Origin of the sequence: Bradyrhizobium erythrophlei (assembly GCF_900129425.1) — a bacterium.
Lineage (GTDB): Bacteria > Pseudomonadota > Alphaproteobacteria > Rhizobiales > Xanthobacteraceae > Bradyrhizobium > Bradyrhizobium erythrophlei_C.
Window position 1 is genome coordinate 6928649 of the sequence record NZ_LT670817.1, and the last position, 23512, is coordinate 6952160.

The following is a 23512-nucleotide window of genomic DNA, read 5'->3' on the forward strand; positions in this document are numbered from 1 at the left end:
CGTGAACAAAACAGTCACCATCGATCTCGCCCGCGCGGCTCTCGCCGATGTCACCACCGATGCATCTGTGCCGGCCGGCGCATCGCCGCAGACGCCCGTGCATCCGCAGTCGCTGCTCGACCTGCCGCCCGGCGAGGCGCGCCAGAGCCTGCTCACCGTTCACAGCATTCTCGGCATCAAGCTGCCGCCGACCAGGCTTGCGATCTACGAAGCCGGCGGCGGCTCGACCAGCTTCCTGCCGCTCGACGTGCTGCGTCGCGCCCATGTCACGGTGGTCGATATCGACGAGGACCAGATCCGCAACAACGACTACGCGCACGAGACGATTCTTGGGGATGTCCAGACCTACCGGTTCGCGCCCGGCAGCTTCGACCTCGTGATCTGCTACAACGTGATCGAACATCTTGCCGATGTCGAAGCGGCGCTATCGGGCTTCTGCGAATCGCTGAAACAAGGCGGCCTGATCCTGATCGGCGCGCCGAATCCAAAATCACTGTCCGGTGTCGTCACCAAGTACTCCCCACACTGGTTTCATGTCTGGTTCTACCGCTATGTGCGCGGCGACAAGAACGCCGGTCAGCCCGGCCAGGCGCCATTCCCGACCTTCTTCCACCCGCTGGTCACGCTTTCGAATCTCGAAGCCTTCGCGAGCGCCCACGGCCTGCAGGTCATCTACCGCAAAGAATATGAGAGCCCGCGCTATCCGGAGATGCGGGCGCGCAAGCCGGCGTTCGCCGCGCTGCTCGATGCCGTTGCCGTGGTCATGAACCTTCTTCTGCCGGGGAAGGCCGACGTGCGGCACGGCGATTATCACGTGATCTTGCGAAAGCGCTGAACCATGAACGCGAGGTGGTCCACAGCCAAAATGAGAGTCAGCCATCGACTGGCGATGCATGTGCCGGTCGAACGCTGCCGGCTGAACAACGCAACCCCGATGGTCAGCTTCACATTCGACGACATTCCGAAGAGCGCCGCGACGACCGGCGCCGCGATTCTCGAGGACCATGGAGCACGCGGAACGTTCTATGTTTCCGGCGGGCTGGTCGGCACCACAGAATCGCCCGACTGGGCAGCCGTCGATGCCGAGGATGTCGTCGCCCTGCACCGCAGCGGCCACGAAATCGGCTGTCACACCTATTCCCATCGGAGGACCTGCGATCTCGACAGGGTGTCGCTGGCGGGGGAGATCGAGCAAAATCGCCGATACTTCCAGTCGCTCGAACCGTCGATCGAGCTTTCGAATTTTGCCTATCCTTTCGGTTACGGCTCATTCGCGCACAAGCGCCGGCTCAAAACCGCCTTCCAGTCCTGCCGCAGCATCGTGCCGGGCGTAAACAGCGGCACCGTGGACCCGCAATTCCTTCGCGCGGTGCCCCTGATCGACCGGCACATCGACGGCGACGGGATCGAGCGCGCGTTCGACCAGGCGCAAATCACTAACGGATGGTTAATTTTCTATAGCCACGACGTCGTCGAGCAACCCAGCCGATACGGCTGTTCGCCGGCGCTCATGAACCACGCGCTCAAGGCGGCATCGCGCCGGCAAATCCCGGTTTTGACCATGGCGGAGGCGTTGCTATGCGCAGCCGCTTAAACGCTTTTTTCGTCATTTCGGTGAATAGTCCCTCACTGAGTATGGTTAATTTTCCCTGTTGCGTTTGTTCCGCGCCGGCCCCCTTGGCGCGCGGCGTAACCCGAAGAGTAACCCCTCAGCCGGTGCGTGCGGCAGTTCGAACGGAAGCTGGGGCCCATGCTTGTCTATGATCAACCGATAAACCAGGCCACGCCGGACGATCGGCCGGCACCGCCGCGAATGTCGGCGGGCTTCAGCGTGCTGCAGCTGACCGGTTTGCTGTGGCAGCGAAAGATCGCGATCGCGATGGCTGGGCTGATTTGCGCCTGCATCGCCGTCATGATCGGCAAAAGTCTCTCGCCAAAATATTCGGCGACCGCCCAGCTTTACGTCGATCCCCGCGAATTGCAGCTGGTCGATCGCGAACTCACCCCTCGCTCCCAGGATATTTCCGGTCTGGCGATGGTGGTCGAAAGCCAGGCGCGCCTGATTACTTCGAACAACGTGCTGTTGCAGGTCATCAAGGACACCAATCTCGACAAGGATCCGGAGTTCGGCGGCGAATCCAGGGGCATCTTTGCATCGCTGCTCGGACTGTTCGGGATCGAGAGCCGGTCCGCCGCCGACGTCAACCTCGGCCAGATGGCGGCGCTGGACGCCTTGAGCCGCCACATCAATGTGAAGAAGCCCGACCGCACCTTCATCGTCGACATCGACGTCTGGTCGCGCGACCCGGCCAAGGCCGCGATGCTCGCCAACGCGCTCTCCCGGGCCTATCTGGCGGAATCGAAGAAGTCGCAGGCCACCGCCGCGCGGCGGGCGACGACCGATCTCTCGGGCCGTCTCAAGGAATTGCAGGAACGGCTTCGCAACGCCGAGAACGCGCTTGCGGTCTACAAGGCGCAGAATAATTTCGTCGGCACCCAGGACACGCTGATCAGCGACCAGCAGCTTTCGGCGAGCAACCAGCGCCTCGCCGCGGCCCGGGCGCTGACGCTCGACGCCCAGGCCAAATACGACCAGATCGAAGCCAGCCGCCGTGCCTCGACCGATGCCGGCGCCATTCCCGAGGCGCTGCAGTCTCCGACCATCGCCAATCTGCGCGCGCAATATGCCGAGGCTCGCAAGCGTTATGCGGAGATGACGAGCGAATTGGGGCCGCTGCATCCGGCGCTGCGCCAGATCGAGAAACAGGTCGAAGACCTGCGCCACACCGTCAATGAAGAAGTCGAGCGCTTCGCGCAGTCGGCAAAGAACGACCTCACTCGTGCCCGCGATTATGAAGCCTCCCTCAACAAGGCACTGGAGGCGCAAAAGCGCCAGAGCGTCCAGCTCAGCCAGGCTTCGGTCAGGCTTCGCGAACTCGAACGCGACGTCGAGGCCAGCCGCGACGTCTATCAATCCTTCCTGAAGCGCTCGCGCGAAACCGAGGAGCAGGAAAGCCTCAACACCTCGAGTGCGCGCGTGATCGGCGAAGCCACCGTGCCGCAGCGGCGCATCTTCCCGCCGGCCATGAGCCTGCTGGCGATGATCGGCTTCGCACTCGGCGCGCTCGGTGCGGCGGCGTGGACTGTCGCCGCCGACCGGCTGTCCCCTGACACCAGCGAACCGCAGCCGGCAGCTGCCGAGAAAAATTCATCGGCGCCGCCGTCGAAGCCGCTGCAAGTCAATCAATCCCGGGTGCAGCCAACGATCGCCGCGATCGAAAAGCCGCTGATCGCACGCTTGCAGGAGTCCGACGTGATGCGGACGCTGAGCGGAATCCTGACAACCGGCGGAATTCCCGACCTGACGCGATTGGGCTGGCCGACGCTGCGCCCGGGCTTCCCGCTAACCACTTTCCTCAACAGCATGCGCGAGCTGCGCGCAACCGTGGCGAAGTGTTCGCCCGCCGCCGCGACACCGGTGATGGCCGTGATCGGCACCGGTGCCGACGAAGACCGCAGCATTGCTGCGCTCAATGTCGCGCTGGCGGCGGCACGCGACGGCGCCAAGGTGCTGATGATCGACGCCGATCACGTCACCCATGCTGTTTCGAACAAGATCAATGGACTCGGCAAAAGCGAGACCAGCCGCCTCGGCTGGCTCAGCATCGGCGCCACACTTTCCCGTGCGATCCGGACCGCGAACGGAATCTCGATCCTGCCTGTCGTCAAGGGATCCGACGCCACCGTGAGCGCCGCGATCCGCAAGGCGATCGCCCAGGCGCGCTCCGCCGGCGGCTACGATCTCGTGATCCTCGACGGGCCGGCGATGCCCTGGAGCGCGGCCGATCGCAAGCTGCTCGATATCGCCGACGGCCTCGTCGCGGTTCTGCCGGTGAGCCTCGACATCAACGACTGCATGGAAGACATCATCGCAGCCCTCGGCGGCGCGGAGCGCAAGCTCGCCGGTGTCATCCTCTGCGAACTGCAAAGCGTAACCGTCGGCCGTCAACGAGACAAACAATATGCTTGAGCGCCGCACAAATCCCGTAGGAAGAGCGGCCACGGCGGGCGTGCCCAGAATCTCGCTGGGCGGGATGCGGGTCGCCGTGCTCGATATCGAGCAGACCGCCAATTTCATGATCGACATGGTTTTCCCGGAACGCCGGCTCCGCCGTCCGCTGTACCTGACTTCCGCCAACGGCGAAGTGCTGGCGCGCTGTTCGACCGAACCGATGACCGGGCGGCTGTTCCGGGCGGCCGATCTGATCAATGCCGACGGACAGCCGCTCGTCACGGTGTCGCGGCTGAAATCAAAGACGCCGCTGCCGGAACGCGTCGCGACCACCGACCTGTTTCACGTCGTAGCCCGAAAAGCGCAAGCGGCGCGACTGACCTTCTATATGTTCGGCGCCGATGAAGACGAAAATGCCGCCGCCGTCGCCAATGTCGGGAAAATGTATCCCGATCTGCAGATCGTCGGGCGTTCGCACGGCTACCTGAAGGGCGACGCCCTGCGCGACAAGGTCGACGAGATCAACGCGCTGGCGCCGGACTATCTGTGGGTGGCGCTCGGCGTCCCCTACGAGCAGGCCTTTGTCGAGGAATTCACGCCCCGCCTGTCCAATGTCGGCGTCATCAAGACATCGGGCGGATTGTTCAACTTCCTGTCGGGAAGCCGCGCACGCGCGCCACAATGGATGCAGGAACTTGGGCTCGAATGGGCGTGGCGGATCTGGCTGGAGCCGCGCCGGCTGTTCTGGCGCTATCTCACCACCAATCCCCGCGCGCTCTATCTGCTGTTCAACAAGAGCCGATCCTCAAGCACCGATCGAACACCGCGAGACTAATATGAACGATCGTCCGGCGATTCTGGTTACCGGCGGCGCGGGCTATATCGGCTCACACTGCTGCAGGGCGCTGATCGCGGCCGGTTATCACCCGGTCGCTTACGATAATCTGTCGACCGGCCATCGCGGCTTCGTCACCGGTTCGCTGGTTGTCGGCGACGTCCGGGACGAGACTGCGCTCGCTGAGACCTTCGCGCAGCACAACATCGTCGCGGTCATGCACTTCGCGGCCTCGAGCCTGGTCGGCGAGTCCGTCGCCGATCCGCAGAAATATTACTGGAACAATGTCGTCGGCACGCTGTCGCTGCTCAAGGGGATGCGCGAGGCCGGGTGCAATCGCCTGGTGTTTTCCTCTACCGGCGCGGTCTATGGCAACGCCGACAGCAGCGCCCTGCCCGAGAGCTATGCTTGCGCGCCGATCAACCCTTACGGCACCTCGAAATGGATTATCGAGCGCATCCTCGCCGATTATCGCATTGCCTACGGGCTGGGATCGTTCTGCCTGCGCTATTTCAACGCCAGCGGCGCCGACGCCTCCGGCGGCATCGGCGAACTCCGCGACAACGAAACTCATCTCATTCCCCGCGCCATGATGGCGCTGCAGGGCCATGTCGGGGATTTCGCGGTGTTCGGCACCGATTACGACACCCCCGACGGCACCGCGATCCGCGATTACATCCATGTCAGCGATCTGGCGGCGGCGCACGTGCTTGCGCTGCGATTGCTGATGCAGGGGCATTCCGGCGGCGCCTTCAATCTCGGCACCGGCACCGGCTTTTCGGTGCGCGAGATCCTCGCGGCGATCGCGGCCGAGACCGGCCGCGAGGTACCCCATGTCGTCATGCCGCGGCGACCGGGCGATCCGGCCTACCTGGTCGCCGACCCGACCGCAGCGCGCGAGACCCTGAAGTTTCGCCCCGTCCATTCGGATCTTGCCACCATCATCCGGACCGCATGGGCATGGCACCGGACGGCCCATCCGCTGAAGACGGGGGAGACTCCTTGCAGCGAAGCAGGCCTTTCTCCGGCTGCAGCGGCTCGATCGCGCACCTAACACCCTTTCCATGCTGCACTAGCGTTGTGTGCGGTCTCGGCTGTCATGCACACGCACGGCTTGCACGGCGAGAATGAGACCGGCTAGCATCAGTGCAACAACCAAGGGATGAGCTCGCGGCGTTTCGGCTCACCGAATTCAAACGGAGGAAACATGAAGGCCACCAACCGGTTTTGGCGCTACCTCGCAATCCCGATCTCTCTGGCCGGCATGTTGAGCATCAGCTCCGCGGCCGAACTCAACCCCGCCGCCGTCATCTACAAGCTGCCGGACCAGATTCCGTGGGGTCCGGTCGATGCCCGCGGCGGGCAAAGCGCCGTCGTTGTCGGCGATCCGACCAAACCGGGGTTTTACGCCGTCTATACCAAATGGACCAAGGGCAACCATTTCAGCCGGCCGCACTTTCATCCCAATGACCGCTACATCGTCGTGCTGCAGGGTACCTGGTGGGTAGGCTCCGGCCCCAAATTCGATCCGGCCAACACTACCCCGATGCCTGCCGGAAGCTTTGTCACGCATTTCGGCAAACAGGTGCACTGGGACGGCGCCAAGGACGAGGACGCCGTTCTTTTGATCATGGGTGAAGGTCCGGCGACTTCAACCGCGGCGGAAGAGAAATAAAGAGATAACTACCTCATCTTGAGGAGCCGCGCGAAGCGCGGCCTCTCGAAGGATGGGACCAGCTCATGGTTCGAGACGCGCGAAGACGCTCCTCTCCATGAGGGACATCTTGCATTGGTTGCTCATCAACCCGGAGCGCCGCGGCAATGTGGGGGCAAGCGCGGTGCACAGCACCTCCACCCGCTATGCGCTGACTTAGCCGCGCTCGACCGAGGCTCACATGGTTGGTTCAATACAGGCGCCCTGCGACGCCAATATCATCCGGGCCACGCCGGCCTTTCCCGTTGCACTGACACAGAAGCGCAAGCGCCTGACCTTGGCGGCAACGATCCTCGGATCGAGCATGGCATTTATCGATGGCTCGGTGGTGAACATCGCCCTCCCCGCCATCCAGCAGGCGCTGCATGCGGACGCGGCGTCGACGCAGTGGATTGTCAACGGCTATCTGCTGCTGCTCGGCGCCCTGGTGTTGGTCGGGGGTTCGGCCGCCGATCTCTATGGACGCCGGCGGATCTTTCTTGTGGGCGTCGGGCTGTTTACGGCCGCCTCGATCGCCTGCGCGCTCTCGCCGGACATTACCGTGCTCGTCGTCAGCCGCGCGGTTCAAGGTGTCGGCGCCGCACTGCTGACGCCGGCCAGTCTGGCGATGCTGGGGGCGACTTTCGACGAACACGAGCGCAGCCACGCGATTGGGATATGGGCGGGTGCCGGCGCGCTGACGATGGCGGCCGGTCCGCTACTCGGCGGCTGGCTCGTCGATCAGGTGTCGTGGCGGGCGATCTTCCTGCTCAATGTGCCGCTGGCTGTGGCCGCGGCCGGACTTGCGGCCGGTTTTGCCTGCGAAAGCCGCGACCCCGAGGCAAAGTCGCTCGACTTGAGCGGCGCGGTCACGATCGCCATCGGACTCGCGGCCCTCACCCGGGGGCTGGGCGCCATTCCCGCGTCGGGATTTCATGACAAAACCGTGCTCGGCGCACTCGGAGTGGGAGTTGCATTCCTTGCAGCGTTCGTTGCGATCGAGGCCCGATCTGGTGAGCGGGCGATGATGCCATTGTCGTTCTACAGGTCGCGCAATTTTTCGGGAACCAACACGCTCACGCTGCTGCTGTACTTCGCGTTTGGCGGCGCACTGTATTATCTGCCATTCGGCCTGATCCGGCTCGGCGGTTATTCCGCGACCGAGGCCGGCGCGGCGCTTTTGCCTTTGGCTCTGATCCTGGGTTTCGGGGCCTCCTTCGCGGGCAGGTTTGCCGACCGTTTCGGGCCGCGGCTGCCGCTCACCATCGGGCCCATCATCCTGGCCGGCGGACTGGCGATGCTCGCCTTTGTCGATCTCAGGGAATCGTACTGGATCGGCGTGTTTCCGGCGATCTGCGTGATGGCCGTCGGCATGACCATGACGGTTCCACCGTTGACGTCGACGGTGATGGCGTCTGTCGGCGAGGCTCGCGCCGGCATCGCGTCCGGTGTCAACAACGCGATCGCCCGGGTGGCTGGCCTGCTTGCGGTCGCAGCGTTTGGCGCGGTGCTGTTCGCCAGCTTTTCACAGCATCTTGTCGGGCTGCCGCCCGCACGCGCCAATGAGGCATTGAATATGGTTCTGGCGGGACAGGCCGGCGTCGCTGAGGGCGTCAGGGTTGCATTCGACCGCGCATTGCAGACGGTAATGATGGTGGCAGCGTTCTGCGCGATGCTCGGCGGCATCGCGGGCGCGCTATCGATCCGGCCAATCAGCCCGGAATCGGCGCGCTCAAACACGTGACGCAACTTATCCGTCGATGGCGCGTTTCTTTTTCCCATCTGTTTACGGGAGTACGGACATGGCCGATACCTCGCTGATTAGGGAGCATATGGACGTCATTTCCTCGGATCGAAAAACGGTCGGAAAGGTCGACCACCTGCAGGGTCCCGACAAGATCAAGCTGACCAAACAGAGTTCGCCCGACGGCCAGCAACACCACTTCATTCCGGTGTCGTGGATTGATCATATCGATCAGCACGTGCACCTGAACAGATCGGGCGCGGACGTGACAACACACTGGGAGCACTGCCGACAGTAGGTGGCCGGCACGCATTGCTCGCGCTGCGAATACGCGTATCACCGGAGATCACGGGGAATTCGATGCCTCAGGCTGCAAACGTGCAATTCGAACGCACCGTGCGCGAATTCGCGCGATGGCGCGCAGTCCCAGAGCACGAGAGATCGTCCGCCCCGGGCTGGTGGTGGGGACCGGCGTTCGAGGCGCGGCACGTGATGCAACCGATGCCGGCCGACTGGTGCGTCCGCCTGGAATTGCCTTATGGCGCGAGTTACGCCGATGGCGCCAATGTGTTCCTCAAATCGCTCGCCGACCAGACGTCGCTGCCGTGGCCCGACGATTTTCCGCGCCGGACGTGGCAGCCGGATCCGGCTTAGGCCCGCGTGGCTATACCGCGGCTTTCTTCCGTCTCGGACGCCGGCCCGGCTTGCTGAAAAGATAGCCCTGCATTTCGTTGCGTCCATCGGGCCGGAACGGGTTCGGACCAGGGCGAAATTTCCGGCGCCAAGTCATTGCCATCGGGCCATCGCTTTGAGACCATGAGCCCAGGAAGAGAAGCAAGCGACAACAAGCAAGACCCGCTGTTCGCGCGGGCTTTGAGCAAGGAAATCCCATGCCGATGGTGCAGGCCGACCGTCTCACGCGCATTGGCGCGGCATTACTCAGGGCCGCCGGCGCGTCGGAAGAGGAAGCCAGGGCCGTTGCGGTCGGCTGCGTCAACGCCAATCTCGCCGGCCATGATTCGCACGGGATCATTGCGATCCCGACCTATATTGACCGTATCAAAGTGGGTCATATCGTTCCGGGTGCGCCGTGGACGATCGTGCAGGAATCGCCGACCACCACCGTGATCGACGGCCACTGGGGTTTTGGCTTTCATGTCAACGCCAAGGCGATGGCGCTGACAATCGAGAAGGCGAAGACCGCCAACCTCGCGGCCTGCACCGTGTTCCGGCAAAGCCACGTCGGACGGCTTGCCGCCTATCCCATGATGGCGATGCGCGAAGGCATGATCGGGCTTGCCACCGCCGATTCCGGGCGCTCTCCCAAAGCGGTGGCGCCGTTCGGGGGCCGCGAGGCGCGGCTCGGCACCAATCCAATTTCGATCGCGGTGCCGTCAGACCTCGAGGCGCCGTTCTATCTGGACATGGCGACCTCGGCGGTCGCGGCCGGAAAGATCCAGCTCGCCGCCGCGCGAGGCGAGGAAATCCCGACCGGCTGGATCGTCGACAGCGACGGACGGCAAACCACCGATCCCAAACAATTCCGCAAGGGTGGTGCGCTGCTGCCGCTCGGCGGCAGCGAAGGCTACAAGGGCTCAGGCCTGGCTGCGATGGTCGAGGTACTGTGCGGGCTGCTTACGGGCCTCGGCTTCGGGGTCGAGCCGACCGGCCGCCACAATGACGGATGCTTCATGGCGGTGTTCAACGTCGCCGCGTTCCGCCCCTTGAAGGACTTCAAGAAGGAGGTCGCCGAATTCGCGCGCTATCTCAAGGCCACGCCGCCGTCCGAAGGTTCACCCGGCGTGTTCTATCCCGGCGAGGTCGAATATATCCGGGAGCAGCAGCGCAGGGCCGCAGGCATCGAAATCGAGGACGCCACCTGGGACAAGTTGCGCGCGCTCGCCGGCGAATACAAATTGGCCGCTGAACTCGATCTCGCGTGAACTCGCGTTCGGCCGCCACAGGGAGAGCAGCATGACACGGCAGATGGTGATGGTGGGCTTCCTGCAGGCGCAGAACTGCACCAACCTGCCGAGCTCGTGGCGGCATCCGGAATCGCACGACGATTCGATGTCCGCCGATTATTACCAGGAGATCGGCCGGATTCTCGAATCCGGAAAATTCCACATGGCGTTTTTCGACGATCGCCTGGCGATGCCGGACCGCTACGGCAACGATCACGCCCATACCGTCGAATACGGAATCCGCTGCGTCAAGATGGATCCCATCGTGGTGCTGACGGCAATGGGCATGGCGACGGAAAGGCTCGGCCTCGCCTCGACCGGCTCGACCACATATTTCGAACCGTTCGACATCGCCCGCCGCTTCGCCACCCTCGACCTCATGACCGGCGGCCGCGCCGCCTGGAACGTGGTCACCTCGGTCAATGACGGCGAGGCCCACAATATGGGAAAGGACGCCCATCTCGATCACGATTTCCGTTACGACCGCGCCGACGAATTCATGGAAGTGGTGCTCGGCCACTGGGATTCCTGGGAAGACGGATCGCTGTTGATCGACAAGAAAAGCGGCCGCTTCGCCGACCCGGACAAGGTCAAACGGCTCGACCACAACGGAAAATTCTTCAAGTCGCGCGGGCCGTTCACAGTGCCGCGTTCGAGCCAGGGTCATCCCGTCATCATCCAGGCCGGCGCCAGCGGCCGCGGCCAGCGTTTTGCCGGCCGATGGGGCGAAGTGATCTTCACGGCGGCGCGCAATCTGGCCGCTGCCAAACAGGGCTACGACGCGATCAGGACCGAGGCCGCGAAAGCGGGCCGCGATCCCGATCAGATGTTCCTCTGCAATCTCGTCACCCCGGTCGCCGGCGCGACAAAATCCGAGGCCGAAGACAAGATGGCGCTGATCGAGAAGCTGCCGCTGGAAATCGACGCCTTGTCGCTGTTGTCGGAAGGACTGAACTACGACTTTGCCTCCAAGGGCATCGACGAACCGCTGACCACGGCGGAGCTGCAGGGCATGCAGGGCATCCTCGGCATTCGCGACGGCGTGCTTAAGACCTCGGGCAAGACCAACCCGAGCGCGCGGGATTTTGTGACTTTCAGCGGACGCGGCCAGACCGCGGACGCGATCGTCGGCGGGCCGAAGGAGATCGCCGACCGGCTGGAGGAGATGTTCGCCGGCCGCGGCTGCGACGGTTTTGTTATTGCCGCGACCTATGTGCCCGGCTCCTACGCCGATTTCGTCCGCCATGTCGTGCCCGAGCTGCAGCGCCGCGGATTGTTTCACAGGGATTATGCCGGTAAGACCCTGCGCGAGAATCTCGGACTGCCGCGCCCAGCCGCCGGCGCATGGAAAACATCGCCGCGGGTTGCGGCGGAATAAAAAAGGAAAATGCATGCGCTGGCTGAACTTCACTGCGAACGGACAGACATCCTGGGGCGTCGTTGAAGGCGACCGCGTGATTGCGGTCAGCGGTGACCCCTTCGGCGAATGGCAGCGCACACCGCGTTCGCATGCGCTGGCAGAGGTGAAGATCGAGCTGCCGGTGATGCCCCGCACGTTCTATTGCGTCGGCCTGAATTATCTCAAGCATCTCAAGGAGGCCGCCGACAAGCGCGGCGAGGTGCCCAACGTTCCGGATCGCCCCGAGATCGGCTACCGCGCCCAGAACGCGCTGATCGCGCACGACGAAGATGTGGTGATCCCGGCAACCGCCACCGAGAAGATCCACTATGAGGGCGAGCTGGTCGTCGTGATCGGCAAAAAGGCAAAACACCTCAGCGAGACCGACGCGATGTCCTGTGTGTTCGGCTATACCATCGGCAACGATGTCAGCGAACGCAGCTGGCAGAAAGCCGATCGCGGGCTGTGGCGGGCCAAGAATGCCGACACCTTCAAGCCGATGGGGCCGTGGATCGAGACCGATGTCGACCTCGATGCCATGGAAACCGTCGTGAAACTGAATGGCAAGGAAAGCAATCGCTTCCGCACCAACGACATGATCTTCGGCATCAAGCCGTTCATCGCCGAACTGACCAAGTACTTCACCTTATGGCCCGGCGACGTGATCTGGATGGGCACCGACGGCGCTTCGCCCGATCTGAAAGCCGGCGACGTGGTCGAGATCGAAATCACGGGTATCGGCACGCTACGCAACAAATTCGTCGCGGAGAATGCGCCGGGAAGCAAGGCATGAGCCGCCACAGTACAGCGCAGCATTTCCTCGAAGGCCTGGTCGATCTCGGGATCGATTACATCTTCGCCAATCTCGGCACCGATCACGTCTCCCTGATCGAGGAGATGGCGCGCTGGGACAAGGAGGGGCGAAAACACCCCGAAATGGTGCTGTGCCCGCACGAGGTCGTCGCCGTGCACATGGCCGGCGGCTATGCGCTCGCGACCGGACGGGCCCAGGCGGTGTTCGTGCATGTCGACGCCGGCACCGCCAACGCCTGCATGGCGATCCAGAACCTGTTTCGCTACCGCCTCCCGGTGATGCTGTTTGCTGGACGCGCGCCCTATACGCTGCACGGCGAGCTGACCGGCTCGCGCGACACCTATGTGCATTTCGTGCAGGATCCGTTCGACATCGCCAGCATCGTCCGGCCCTACGTCAAATGGGAATATTCGCTGCCTTCCGGCATCGTGGTGAAGGAGGCATTGGCGCGCGCCAGCGCATTCGCGCACAGCGATCCGCCGGGGCCGGTCTACATGATGCTGCCGCGCGAGACGCTGGCGGAGCAATGGGACGATGCGGCGATGCCGGCCTATCCGCCGGCGCGCTATGGCAGCGTGCACGCCGGCGGCATCGAACCGGCGCGGGTCGAGGCGATCGCGCAAGCCTTGATGGCGGCGGAAAACCCGATCGCGCTGACGGCCTATCTCGGCCGCAAGCCGCAAGCGGTCGCCGCCCTCGACCGGCTGGCGCGGACCTGCGGCATCCGGGTCGCGGAATTCAATTCGATCGACCTCAATATACCGCAGGATTCGCCGTGCTTCGCCGGCTTCGATCCGCTGCCTCTGCTGGAGCAGGCCGACCTTGGCCTGCTGCTCGATTCCGACGTGCCCTTCGTGCCGCAATATGCCAAACGCGCCGGTGCGATCAAATGGATCCAGGTCGACATCGATCCCTTGAAGTCGGATTTTCCGATGTGGGGATTTCCGACCGACATGCGCATCCAGGGCGACTGCGCCACCGTGCTGCAGCAGGTGCTCGATGTCGTGGAGGCGCGCGCCGACGAGGCCTATCGCCGCCGCGTGGCGGCCCGCATGGCCGGCTGGAGCGGCGCACGAGAGCAACTGGCAAGACGCCGCGCCGATGCCAGCGCCAACAAGGGCGTTGCGGGCGCGCTTACCCCGGCCTTCGTGTTCGCGACGCTGAATGGAAAACTGTCGCAGGACGACATCGTCCTCAACGAGGCGATCCGCAACGCGCCGATCCTGCAGGAGCACATCACGCGCACCAAACCTCGGAGCTACGTCGGCCTCGCCGGCGGCGGGCTTGGATTCAGCGGCGGCATGGCGCTGGGACTAAAGCTGGCGCAGCCGGATCGCCGCATCGTGCAGGTCATCGGCGACGGCGGCTTTCATTTCTCCTCGCCCGACAGCGTCTATGCGGTCGCGCAGCAATACCAGATTCCCGTGCTGACGGTGGTGCTGGACAATGGCGGCTGGCAGGCGGTGAAATCGGCGGTGCAGCGGGTGTACCCGAAGGGCACCGCGGCCGAGACCGACCAGTTTCAGTCGCGGCTGAGGTCGGACCGTCAGGGTGAGGCGCGGGATTTCTCCGCCGTGGGCCGCGCATTCGGCGCGCATGGCGAATGCGTCACCGAGCCCGATGAACTCGCCGCAGCGATCGATCGCTGCCTCGCCGCAATCGATGACGGCAAGGCCGCGGTGCTGCACGTTCACGTCACGCGGCTTTGAAAGCCGGCAACAGCAAGGGAAGTCGAACGCCATGAGAATCCCGGGTCGACATTTCCTGATGGGCACCTGTCTCGGATGGATCGCGCTTGCCGCGATCACGTCCGCGTCGGCCCAGGAAGATCCCTCGAAATACCCGACCCAGCCCATCCATATCATCGTCGGCTTCACGCCCGGCGGCGGCAACGACATCATCGCGCGGATCGTCGGGCAGAAATTGTCGGAAAGCCTCGGACAGCCGGTCGTCATCGAAAACAAGCCCGGCGGCGGCGCCATCGTCGCGACCGAATATGTCGCCAAATCGGCGCCGGACGGCTACACGCTCTTGGTCGGCGCCAGCGGCGCCATGGCGATCAATCCGGCCGTCTATGCCAAGCTGCCTTACGATCCGGTCCGCGACTTCGCCGCGGTCTCCGAGCTCGGATCGTTTCCGCTGATCCTGATCGTCAATGCGTCATCGCCGATCAAGTCGGTGGCCGAGCTTGTCGCCTACGCCAAGGCCAATCCGGACAAGACCAATTATTCGAGTTCGTCGGCCGCGTTCCAGTTGGCCACCGAATTGTTCAAGCAGAAGACCGGCGCGCCGATGCAGGAGATTCCTTACAAAGGCGCCAACGATTCGGTGATGGCGGTGATCTCGAACCAGGTCACCGCGACCATCGCGGACGCCGGCCCGGTGTCGGGCCAGGTCAAGGGCGGTCAGGTCCGCGCGCTCGCGGTCGCCGCGCCGAAACGGATGGCGGATTTTCCGGACGTTCCGACCATGAAGGAGGCCGGCGCCGACGTCGACGCGGTATTGTGGAGCGGCATCTTCGTGCCGAAGGCGACGCCGCCGGCAATCGTCAGGAAGCTCGAGGGCGAATTGATGCGGATCGCCCGGTTGCCGGATGTGATCGCCCGCCTCAAGCCGCTCGGCATCGAATCGGTCGGCAACTCCTCGGACGAATTCGCCAAAATCCTGGCGTCCGACATCGCGCGGTGGACCGACGTCGCCAGGGCTGGCAATATCAAGATGGAGCAATGACGCCCGACCGCCGCTCCGGCGACAGCCAGGAGACGATGACGGTGGCGACGGCCGCGACGGCGATATTGAGGATCAGCGCGCCGAGCCCGACATAAAACACGTAACTGGCGCCGCCGAGATCGAGGGTCGCGAGCGGCTTCAGCCCGTTGCTCCACGCCGTCCACGATCCCCAGAGGATGCCCACGGCCCAGCCGAGCAGCAGGCCTTCCGACCGGAACCAGCGCGTGAACAGGCTGAACACCAGCGCCGGAAAGGTCTGCAGAATCCACAAGCCGCCGAGCAGTTGCAGGTCGAGGGCATATTGCGTCGGCAGGAAGATAATGAACGCCAGCGCGCCGACCTTGACGACCAGCGACGCGATCTTGGCCACCGCCGCCTCGCCGGCGTGGCTGATGCCGGGATTAACGTAGGATTTCCAGATATTGCGGGTGAACAGATTAGCCGATCCGATGCTCATCACCGCCGCCGGCACCAGCGCGCCGATCGCGATCGCCGAAAACGTAAAACCCGCGAACCACGCCGGGAACAGCGCCTTGAACAGCATCGGCACCACGTCGTTGGGCGACGTCACCTTGATGTTGGCGGCCCAGGCCATGTAGCCGAGCAGCGCGATCAGGCCCAGCAACAACGTGTAGGCCGGCAGCAGGATCGCATTCTTGCGAATGGTATTGGCTGACTTCGACGCAAAAATCCCGGTCAGGGTGTGCGGATACATGAACGCGGCCAGCGCCGACCCGAGCGCGAGCGTCGCATAGGGCAGCATCTGCGACGGCTTCAAGATCAGGCCGGTGGCGCCGCCCTTTGCCGTAAACGCATCGTTGGCCGCGGAGAACACCGCAGCGTACCCGCCGAGCTTGGCCGGCACCACCACCACCGCCACCAGCACCACGATATAGATCATGATGTCCTTGACGAAGGCGATCAGCGCCGGCGCCCGCAGGCCGGAGCTGTAGGTATACAATGCCAGAATGATGAAGGCGGCGATGATCGGCAACTCGCCGGTCAGACCCATCGCCTTGATCACCACGCCCATCCCGATCAGTTGCAGCGCGATATAGGGCATGGTCGCAACCATGCCGGTGATCGCGACCGCGAGTTCGAGGCCGCGCGACTTGTAGGTGCCAAGGACCACGTCGGCCGCGGTGACATAGCCGTTGGCATGCGCCACCTTCCACAGCACCGGCATCACGGCGAACACGAAGGGATAGACGATGATGGTGTAGGGCAGCGCGAAGAAGCCGTAGGCGCCCACCGCGTAGACCAGCGCCGGCACCGCGATCACGGTGTAGGCGGTGTAGAAATCGCCGCCGACAAGGAACCAGGTGATCCAGGTGCCGAATTGCCGGCCGCCCAGTCCCCATTCGTCAAGATGCTCGTTGACAGGGCCGGCTTTCCAGCGCGCGGCGAAAAAACCCATCACGGTGACGAGCAGAAAGAAGAACACGAAAACCGCGAGAGCAACCCAGTCGATTTGGTCGGCCATGGCGATGCCTTGTCAGGAATTGCCTTGCGGTGTTTGCGGAGCTTCGTCGGGTGTCTGACTGCGATAGACCAGCCAGATCAGCACGGAGCTGATCGGCACCCATGCTAGCTGGTACCAATAGAAGAACGGAAAACCGAACAGTGCCGGCTCCATGAAATTATAGAACGGCACCCACAACAGGCCGACGAAAGGCAGCAGCAACAGGATCCACATGGGACGATCTCCAGGCCGACATCCTGAACCGGATTTTCGCTTGCCCGAAGTATTAGCAACCGAATTGCTGCATCGCCAGCGGATTTGCCGTTGCTGCAACGCGGTGATCGACACGCGCTCATGGGATCGCGCCGACGCCGCGGGCGGTCGCCCGCCGCGGCGCCGGGCAGAAAGCGTGCGCTATTTCATGACCTCGGCGCCGACCTTGCAAATGGCGGCGTCCTGATCGCCGGTGCCGCCGCTGCATCCCACCGCGCCGATCAGCTTGCCGCCCTCGACCAGGGGAAATCCGCCGGGGCTCGCGACCAGGCCGGGGTCGAGCGTCCCGGTATAGGCGTGACCGGTTTCATAGGCATTGTAGAACACGCGGGACTCGCGGCGAAAACGCGCCGCGGTGCGGGCCTTGCCGACCGAGATCGGGCCGGATGCGATCTGGGCGCCTTCCATCCGCTCGAACTGGACGAGTTCGCCGTTGGTATCGACCACGGCGATGTTCATCTTCCAGTTTCGCCGCTTGGCTTCGGCTTCGGCCGCGGCCATCACCTGCTTGGCGCGCTCGAGCCCGATCGACACGCCATAGGGAATATCGAACGGCATCGCATCGGGCGTCCCGCCCGCGGATGGCGGCGCCGGCGGCGTCGCCGGCGCTGGCGTTTGCGCAAGGGTTGGTGAACTCAGTACGGCAATGGCGCAAGCCGCCAGGGTCATCGAAACGATGGAACGCATAGTGTCCTCCCGATTGAAGTTTGTTGTGGTTTGAAGCACGGCCGATAACGCCGCATTTACATCGGCGGCGTCAAGCCATCCTTGCCATAAGTTATGCGCGGGGTTTGCAGACTGCCGTCAGGCTGTTTTTTCGCGGCCGCGACGAAAACTTTGGTTCCCGGCTTGAGGTCGTCCTTGTTACCGACGACGTAGGTGACAACCGCGGTTTCCGGAGTTACCAGCAGCTTCTTCCTGCCGTCCTTGTACTTGACCGACAGCGTCTGTCCCTCGACGCCGGCAACGGTCTGCTCGACATTGGCATTGGTCATTTTGGTATTGGGCTTGAGGTCCCAGTCGTAATGGCCCTCACCGGTGCCGCGCATCGATTCCGGAAAGATATGCACCTCAATGGCCTTTTGGCTGCCGTCAGGCTGGGTCACCCCCGTGGAGCCGACGAACATGCCCGGCTTGATGTCGGCCATCGTCGATTTCACGATTGCGACAAACAGCGGATTGTCGGTCACCGTCAGCTTCAGCTCCGCGCCGTCACGGTTCTTGACCACGTACACAGGACCTTCGACGCGTTCGATGGTGCCACGGATACGGACGGTTTCCTGCGCCGATGCCGGCAAGGCGATGCAGATCAGGACGAAACTGAAGGCAGCAAGCGTGCGCTGTACTATCCCGTACATGATGACCTCCCGGATTTTGGCGACGGTCTTCCTGCAACACCCCCGACGCCGGGTTATTCCGGCATCAAAGCGGGTAACTGGCTTTTGGGATCGTGCCGCGCTGCAACAGGGCGAAAGCGGCTATTCGACCTTGATTCCTGCATCCTGGATCAGCTTGCGCCAGCGCTCTTCCTCGCCGCGCACATATCGATCGAATTCTTGCGGAGGGCGCGCGACCATGACGAGCCCTCATTCACGGCCAGCTTCTTGAACGCGTCGGACTGAACAGCCGCCGCCGCGGACTTGTTGAGGCGGTCGATGACATCGGGTGGTGTCCTGGCCGGCGCGAACAGGCCGTACCAGCTCTCGGCGGCATAGCCTGATACGCCGGCTTCCGCGACGGTCGGCAGTTGCGGAAATGCCGGCGAACGTTCCGCCGAGGTCACGGCGAGCGCGCGCAACTGCCCAGCCTCGATCAGCGAGGCGGCGCTGGCGACCGTGGTGAACATCACCTGGATCTGGCCGCCGATCAGGTCGGTGATGGCAGGCGCCGCGCCCTTGTAGGGCACCATCGTCAGGTCGACCTTGGCCAGGTTCTTGAACAATTCACCAGCCAGATGCGCTGAGGTGCCGATGCCGAATGTCCCATAGGACAATTTGCCGGGATCGGCCTTCGCCGCCGCGATCAGGTCGGCAATCGATCGGATCGGGGATTTGGGATTGACCACGACGATATTGAAGGAGCGCGCGACCAGCGCGACGGGCGCGAAATCCCGGTGCGGGTCGTAGGGCAGCTTCGCATTCAGGCTGGGATTGACCGCATTTGCGAATGTCCCCATCAGCAGCGTGTAGCCATCCGGTTCGCTAGTGGCGACGGCCTGGGTTCCGATGATGGTCCCAGCCCCCGGCTTGTTCTCGACGACGACGCTGACGCCCAGATCACCGGCCATCTCCTGCGCCGGCGTCCGCGCGATCACGTCGGTCCCGCCACCCGGGGCAAAGGGAACGACGATCCTGACGATCCTGTCCGGATATCCGGCCGAAGCATGGTTCACCGGAAATGTTGTGAACAACAATGCTGCAAGCGCGAACAACAAAGATGCTGGTTTGGTGCTGGGTTGAAATGGCATGTGCATCCCGCCGGCAAACTGAATATCGGGAAAACGCAGTATCAGATCATGCCTTGCCGCACAGCGCCATGCGCTGGGCGCTGAACGGTCGTGAATGGGCATGCGCGCGCGAGGATGGACGCCGGGACTTGCCACGGACTAGCATTCGCTACAAACACGAAAACAAAACTGGCATTCCCCTGGGGGAGGATATCATGAAGCATTGGTGGGTCGGACTGCTGTTGGTGATCGCGCCACCGGCCTTCGCGCAGCAGACGGTGCCCATAATCGCATTCGACTCCGTCCCCAATCCGCTGAAACTGCCGCCCAACATGTATTTCGGCGAGGTGTCGGGCGTCTCGGTCAATTCCAAGGGGCATGTTTTCGCGCTGTCGCGCGGCAACACCTCCGGGCCCGCTTACGCCGCGGCGGCGACCCAGTTGCTGGAATTCGACGCGCAAGGCAAATTTATCCGCGAAATCGGCAAGAACCTTTACGCCTGGTCGTTCGCCCATACCGTCAAGATCGATCCCCAGGACAATATCTGGGTAACCGACAAGGGCTCGGACATGGTGATCAAGTTCGATCCTGAGGGCCGCGTGTTGATGGTGTTCGGCCGCAAGCAGGAAGCCTCCGATGAAGACACCGGGCCGCTGAAGCATCCAAAGCCGCCGCTTCCGGCCGAGGACGGCCGGTTTCGTCAGGTCACCGACATCGCCTGGGACAAGGCCGGCGACACCTTCATCAGCGATGGCTATATCAACTCGCGCGTCGCCAAGGTCGACAAGGACGGCAACTGGCTGAAGTCATGGGGCGATCGCGGCAAGGAGCCCGGTCAGTTCAACACCCCGCACTCGATCGCGACCGACGCCAAGGGAAATGTCTATGTCGCCGATCGCGGCAACCGGCGGATCCAGGTGTTCGACGGCGAGGGAAAATTCCTGCGCCAGATCACCATCGACGTGCCGGTGCCGCCCGGCGCCAAGCCTGCGATCGGCAAGATACCAGACGAGGCGATGGTCGCCGGCGGCACCTTTGCGCCTGGCTCGCCCTGGGCGATCTGCATCACGCCGCCGCCCAACCAGGTGCTCTACAGTTCGGATTCATGGCCGGGCCGGATCTACAAGCTCAGCCTCGAGGGCAAGGTGCTCGGCATGCTCGGCCAATCCGGCAAGCAATTGAAGCAGTTCGGCTGGATCCACGCGATGGCCTGCCCGTCCGAGAACGTGATCTACGCGGCTGAACTGCTGAACTGGCGGGTGCAGAAGCTGATCCTGAAGCCGTGACGCAAGCGGCCCCGTGCGCTTCACCTCTCCCGTGGGAGAAGTCGGATTTCACGCGAAGCGAGAAATCCGGGTGAGGGGTTACGGTCGAACGAGGGACCGTACCCCCTCACCCCACCCTCTCCCAATCGAAGTCGGATATATCCGACTTCGATAATTTGAGATGACCAACTCGGGTAAACCCGAGTTGAGTTGGAGAGGGAGCGCACTGCCGTTGCGGCAGCACTGCGCTCCGGCTTCAAATCATCCGCGCCACCAGCGGAATCTTCCGCAACATCGCGGTGACCGCCCAGCTCATCGAGAACGTGCCGGCGAATACGATCACAAACTTGACGCCCGCGGGAAGCGGATAGTCAAAGACGGCGTATTGCAGCCACATGATGAAGATGTAGTGCACGAGGTAGATGCCGTAGGCCGAAGGCTGCATCGCGTCGAGCAGGCTCCAGCGCGATTTCGCAAAGTGCAGAAAAATTCCCGTCACCGTAAAGGCCATCGCGGCGCTGTACATCGCAAAGGCGAGGCCGTACCCGACTTTCCACGGCAGCGGCGGGGAATCGAAATTCGCCACCCAATTGTGGTGGGCATAGACGAGAACAAGGATCGAGACGTAGAACACAAACGCAAAGGCGAGCCAGACCGGCCAGCGTCTTGCGGGTTCGCCGTTCTCGGCGAGCAGCCCGGTCCTGAGATCGACTGCGCCGACGCCGATGCCGATAAAGAAGTAGCTCGCATAGAGCAGGATGCGGCTGCTCTGGATCGGAAGCGGGAACCGGCCCAATTCCAGCCAGCTTACGTCGCCGAACGCCAGATGCATCGGCAGATAGGTTGCGATCGAGAAGATCAGAAACCAAAGGAAAGCTTTGACCGGCCGGTCGCGCAGGCCGAAAATGAACTGGCCGAGCGCAGGGATGAAACGGGGCGCGAACACCCAGACCGCGGCGGCGATCGCGTCGAGCGCCAGCAGCACCCAAAGGAACCAGGCCGGACCTGAAGGCCATGGGCCGACAGTGACGGTGCGCCACCAGAAGTGCGCGAAGCTGAAATCCGTCGTTCCCGGCAAGTGGTAGCGCAGGAAGGACGGATAATACGCGACCGGAATCAGCACGAAGACGGATATCAGGTACGGCACGCCGAGCCGCCACGCGCGATCGCGCAGGAAGATCGCCGGTCCCTTGCGCACCAGGCTGTCGCGGACGAACAGGCCGGACACAAGAAACATGAAGGCCATGAAGAAACTGTCGTTGAACAGCACCACCAGATCGAAACCGAGCCAGCGCTTCGGGTCGCCATGGCCGAACCAGGTGTAGTTGAGAACGGAGTGGTGCAGCAGCACGAGCAGAATGATGAAGGTCCGCGCCCGGTCGAACGCTGCGATGCGTACCGGCGTCGTCATGACCTGATTGCTTTCGTCCGGTTTTCGCAGCATCTCAACCGTTCCGCGCAAGGCCGCTTCATGCGGCCGGTCGGATCACTTCTCGAACGCGTCGTAAATGAGCTTCTTCAGCGTTACCTCAACATGCATGCGCCCGGATGGGGAGTCCTCCATCAGAACGAAGAACATATCCTGGGCGCGGTCGACCACGATGTAAACGCCGGTGGCGCCGTCCCATTTGATCTCCCCGAACGACCCCGGCGGCGGCGGCACCGCGTTGCCGGGATCGGTGCGGACGCCGAAACCGTAGCCAAATCCGAAACCGTCGCCGGGGTAGTAGAAATAATTGCGCGCGACCCCCGAGCCCGTCCCGATATGGTCCGTCGTCATCGCGGCGAATGCCGCTGACCTGAGATAGGTCTTGCCGTCCAGCGTCCCGCCATTCAGCAGCATCTGCCCGTAGCGCGCAAAATCGGCGATGGTCGAAACCATCCCGCCGCCGCCGGATTCCCACCGCGTGACGTCAAGCGAGTTTCGTTCGACGTGGCGGTCCCTGGCCAGCGGCTGGGCGTAGCGCGCCCGTTCGGCCGGATCGGTCAGGAAGAATTTCGTGGTGGTCATGCCGAGCGGATCGAGCAGATTCGTCTTTTCGAATTGATAGAGTGATTGGCCGGACACCACCTCGATCACGCGGCCGACGACGTCGGTCGAATGCCCGTAATCCCACAGCGTGCGCGGCTGCTCGGCCAGCGGCAGCTTCGACAGCCTCTCGACGAACCCGGCATTGTCGAAATCGCCGAGATAGATGCCGTCATAGGCGGCCTTGACCAGCCCTTCGCCATAGAAGCCGTAGGTGAGGCCGGAGGTCTGCAGCAGCAGATCCTCGATGTTGATGGGCCGGCGCAGCGGCACCAGGTCAAGCACCGGCCGCCCCAATTCGTCTTTTTTCTCGACGCCGACCTTCATGCCGGCGAAGGATGGAATGTACTTGCTGACGGGATCATCGAGCGAGATCCTGCCGCGATCGACCAGCATCATCGCCGCCACGCTAGTGATGGTCTTGGTGACTGAATGAATCGGGAAGATCGCGTCCGCCGTCATCGGCGTACCCTTCTCGACGTCGCGCTTGCCGAAGCATTTGAAATAGACCGGCTTGCCGTGGCGCTGGATCAGCACGATGGCGCCGGGAATTCTCCCCGCGGCGACTTCGCCATCGATGAAATCGTCGATGGCCGAGAGCTTTTCGATCGAGAGCACCGCTCCCGGCGGGGGCCCGAGTTGAACAGCGGCAGCCGGCAGGGAAACCGAGGCCGATACCGCGGCGGCAACCGCGGCGAATAGCGTGGCACAGGGCTCTGATGACGCGAAATGGCGCGGGAGCATCTGTTGGTCCAGCCGGTCAGTTGGACGACAGACGGAGCCTATAACATCATTGCAGGCCGATCCAGTCGACGCCTGCCTGCCCTCCCTGCAATCGTTATAAGG

Annotated in this window: 22 protein-coding genes; 15 read left to right on the forward strand and 7 right to left on the reverse strand. The window is 63.2% G+C overall.

Going from position 1 to position 23512, the window contains the following annotated elements; translation table 11 throughout:
- Window position 1: 1 nt before the first annotated feature.
- The 14 genes from B5527_RS33015 (at window position 2) to B5527_RS33080 (ending at window position 15191) form a co-directional block, all read left to right on the forward strand.
- Window positions 2–835, forward strand: coding sequence for a class I SAM-dependent methyltransferase (locus tag B5527_RS33015; protein WP_079605228.1), 834 nt, complete (start codon window positions 2–4; stop codon window positions 833–835).
- A 30-nt stretch (window positions 836–865) separates the two neighbouring features.
- Complete coding sequence (locus B5527_RS33020) at window positions 866–1594, forward strand: polysaccharide deacetylase family protein (protein WP_245332357.1); 729 nt, start codon at window positions 866–868, stop codon at window positions 1592–1594.
- A 156-nt stretch (window positions 1595–1750) separates the two neighbouring features.
- The gene (locus B5527_RS33025) at window positions 1751–4030 is read left to right on the forward strand and encodes a GumC family protein (RefSeq protein ID WP_079605230.1); all 2280 of its coding nucleotides are present in this window, start codon (window positions 1751–1753) and stop codon (window positions 4028–4030) included.
- Window positions 4023–4847, forward strand: coding sequence for a WecB/TagA/CpsF family glycosyltransferase (locus tag B5527_RS33030; protein ID WP_079605231.1), 825 nt, complete (start codon window positions 4023–4025; stop codon window positions 4845–4847). Before B5527_RS33025 ends, B5527_RS33030 begins: the two co-directional genes overlap by 8 nt.
- Window position 4848: 1 nt before the next feature.
- Window positions 4849–5901 (forward strand): UDP-glucose 4-epimerase GalE, encoded by a 1053-nt coding sequence (galE, locus tag B5527_RS33035; RefSeq protein ID WP_079605232.1) that lies wholly within the window; start codon window positions 4849–4851, stop codon window positions 5899–5901.
- 153 nt (window positions 5902–6054) lie between these two features.
- Window positions 6055–6522: a cupin domain-containing protein gene (locus B5527_RS33040; RefSeq protein WP_079607694.1), complete on the forward strand. Its 468-nt coding sequence runs from the start codon at window positions 6055–6057 to the stop codon at window positions 6520–6522.
- Window positions 6523–6742: 220 nt separating this feature from the next.
- Window positions 6743–8284 carry an MFS transporter gene (locus B5527_RS33045; protein ID WP_079605233.1) on the forward strand — a complete coding sequence of 514 codons (1542 nt, stop codon included), beginning with the start codon at window positions 6743–6745 and terminating at the stop codon, window positions 8282–8284.
- Between the two features lie 58 nt (window positions 8285–8342).
- Window positions 8343–8582 (forward strand): DUF2171 domain-containing protein, encoded by a 240-nt coding sequence (locus B5527_RS33050; protein WP_079605234.1) that lies wholly within the window; start codon window positions 8343–8345, stop codon window positions 8580–8582.
- A 62-nt stretch (window positions 8583–8644) separates the two neighbouring features.
- Window positions 8645–8938, forward strand: a complete 294-nt coding sequence (locus B5527_RS33055; protein ID WP_079605235.1) for a hypothetical protein — start codon at window positions 8645–8647, stop codon at window positions 8936–8938.
- A gap of 236 nt (window positions 8939–9174) precedes the next feature.
- Window positions 9175–10227 carry an Ldh family oxidoreductase gene (locus B5527_RS33060; protein ID WP_079605236.1) on the forward strand — a complete coding sequence of 351 codons (1053 nt, stop codon included), beginning with the start codon at window positions 9175–9177 and terminating at the stop codon, window positions 10225–10227.
- A gap of 31 nt (window positions 10228–10258) precedes the next feature.
- Window positions 10259–11626, forward strand: coding sequence for an LLM class flavin-dependent oxidoreductase (locus B5527_RS33065; protein WP_079605237.1), 1368 nt, complete (start codon window positions 10259–10261; stop codon window positions 11624–11626).
- Window positions 11627–11639: 13 nt separating this feature from the next.
- The gene (locus B5527_RS33070; protein ID WP_079605238.1) at window positions 11640–12440 is read left to right on the forward strand and encodes a fumarylacetoacetate hydrolase family protein; all 801 of its coding nucleotides are present in this window, start codon (window positions 11640–11642) and stop codon (window positions 12438–12440) included.
- Window positions 12437–14170, forward strand: a complete 1734-nt coding sequence (locus B5527_RS33075; RefSeq protein WP_079605239.1) for a thiamine pyrophosphate-requiring protein — start codon at window positions 12437–12439, stop codon at window positions 14168–14170. The genes B5527_RS33070 and B5527_RS33075 overlap by 4 nt, the downstream gene beginning before the upstream one ends.
- Window positions 14171–14201: 31 nt before the next feature.
- Entirely contained in the window at window positions 14202–15191 is a 990-nt protein-coding gene (locus B5527_RS33080) for a Bug family tripartite tricarboxylate transporter substrate binding protein (RefSeq protein ID WP_172842735.1), read from the forward strand.
- Here the strand turns inward: B5527_RS33080 and mctP are convergent.
- The 5 genes from mctP to B5527_RS33105 all read right to left on the reverse strand — a co-directional run bounded on the left by mctP (window position 15175) and on the right by B5527_RS33105 (window position 19393).
- On the reverse strand, window positions 15175–16674 hold the full coding sequence (mctP, locus tag B5527_RS33085) for a monocarboxylate uptake permease MctP (protein WP_079605241.1): 1500 nt from the start codon (window positions 16672–16674) through the stop codon (window positions 15175–15177). The genes B5527_RS33080 and mctP overlap by 17 nt on opposite strands.
- Before the next feature lie 12 nt (window positions 16675–16686).
- A complete protein-coding gene (locus B5527_RS33090; protein WP_079605242.1) occupies window positions 16687–16887 on the reverse strand; it encodes a DUF3311 domain-containing protein in 201 nt (66 codons plus the stop codon).
- A 180-nt stretch (window positions 16888–17067) separates the two neighbouring features.
- Window positions 17068–17613, reverse strand: coding sequence for a GlcG/HbpS family heme-binding protein (locus B5527_RS33095; protein ID WP_079605243.1), 546 nt, complete (start codon window positions 17611–17613; stop codon window positions 17068–17070).
- Between the two features lie 56 nt (window positions 17614–17669).
- A complete protein-coding gene (locus B5527_RS33100) occupies window positions 17670–18284 on the reverse strand; it encodes a hypothetical protein (RefSeq protein WP_079605244.1) in 615 nt (204 codons plus the stop codon).
- Window positions 18285–18433: 149 nt separating this feature from the next.
- Complete coding sequence (locus B5527_RS33105) at window positions 18434–19393, reverse strand: tripartite tricarboxylate transporter substrate binding protein (RefSeq protein ID WP_245332358.1); 960 nt, start codon at window positions 19391–19393, stop codon at window positions 18434–18436.
- Window positions 19394–19587: 194 nt separating this feature from the next.
- On the opposite strand from B5527_RS33105, the gene B5527_RS33110 reads away from it, so the two are divergent.
- Entirely contained in the window at window positions 19588–20658 is a 1071-nt protein-coding gene (locus tag B5527_RS33110; RefSeq protein ID WP_079605245.1) for a peptidyl-alpha-hydroxyglycine alpha-amidating lyase family protein, read from the forward strand.
- 235 nt (window positions 20659–20893) lie between these two features.
- Here the strand turns inward: B5527_RS33110 and B5527_RS33115 are convergent, their stop codons facing one another.
- Together B5527_RS33115 and B5527_RS33120 are read right to left on the reverse strand one after the other, a co-directional pair.
- Entirely contained in the window at window positions 20894–22081 is a 1188-nt protein-coding gene (locus B5527_RS33115) for an acyltransferase family protein (protein ID WP_079607695.1), read from the reverse strand.
- Between the two features lie 42 nt (window positions 22082–22123).
- Window positions 22124–23410, reverse strand: a complete 1287-nt coding sequence (locus B5527_RS33120) for a serine hydrolase domain-containing protein (RefSeq protein ID WP_079605246.1) — start codon at window positions 23408–23410, stop codon at window positions 22124–22126.
- Window positions 23411–23512 lie beyond the last annotated feature (102 nt).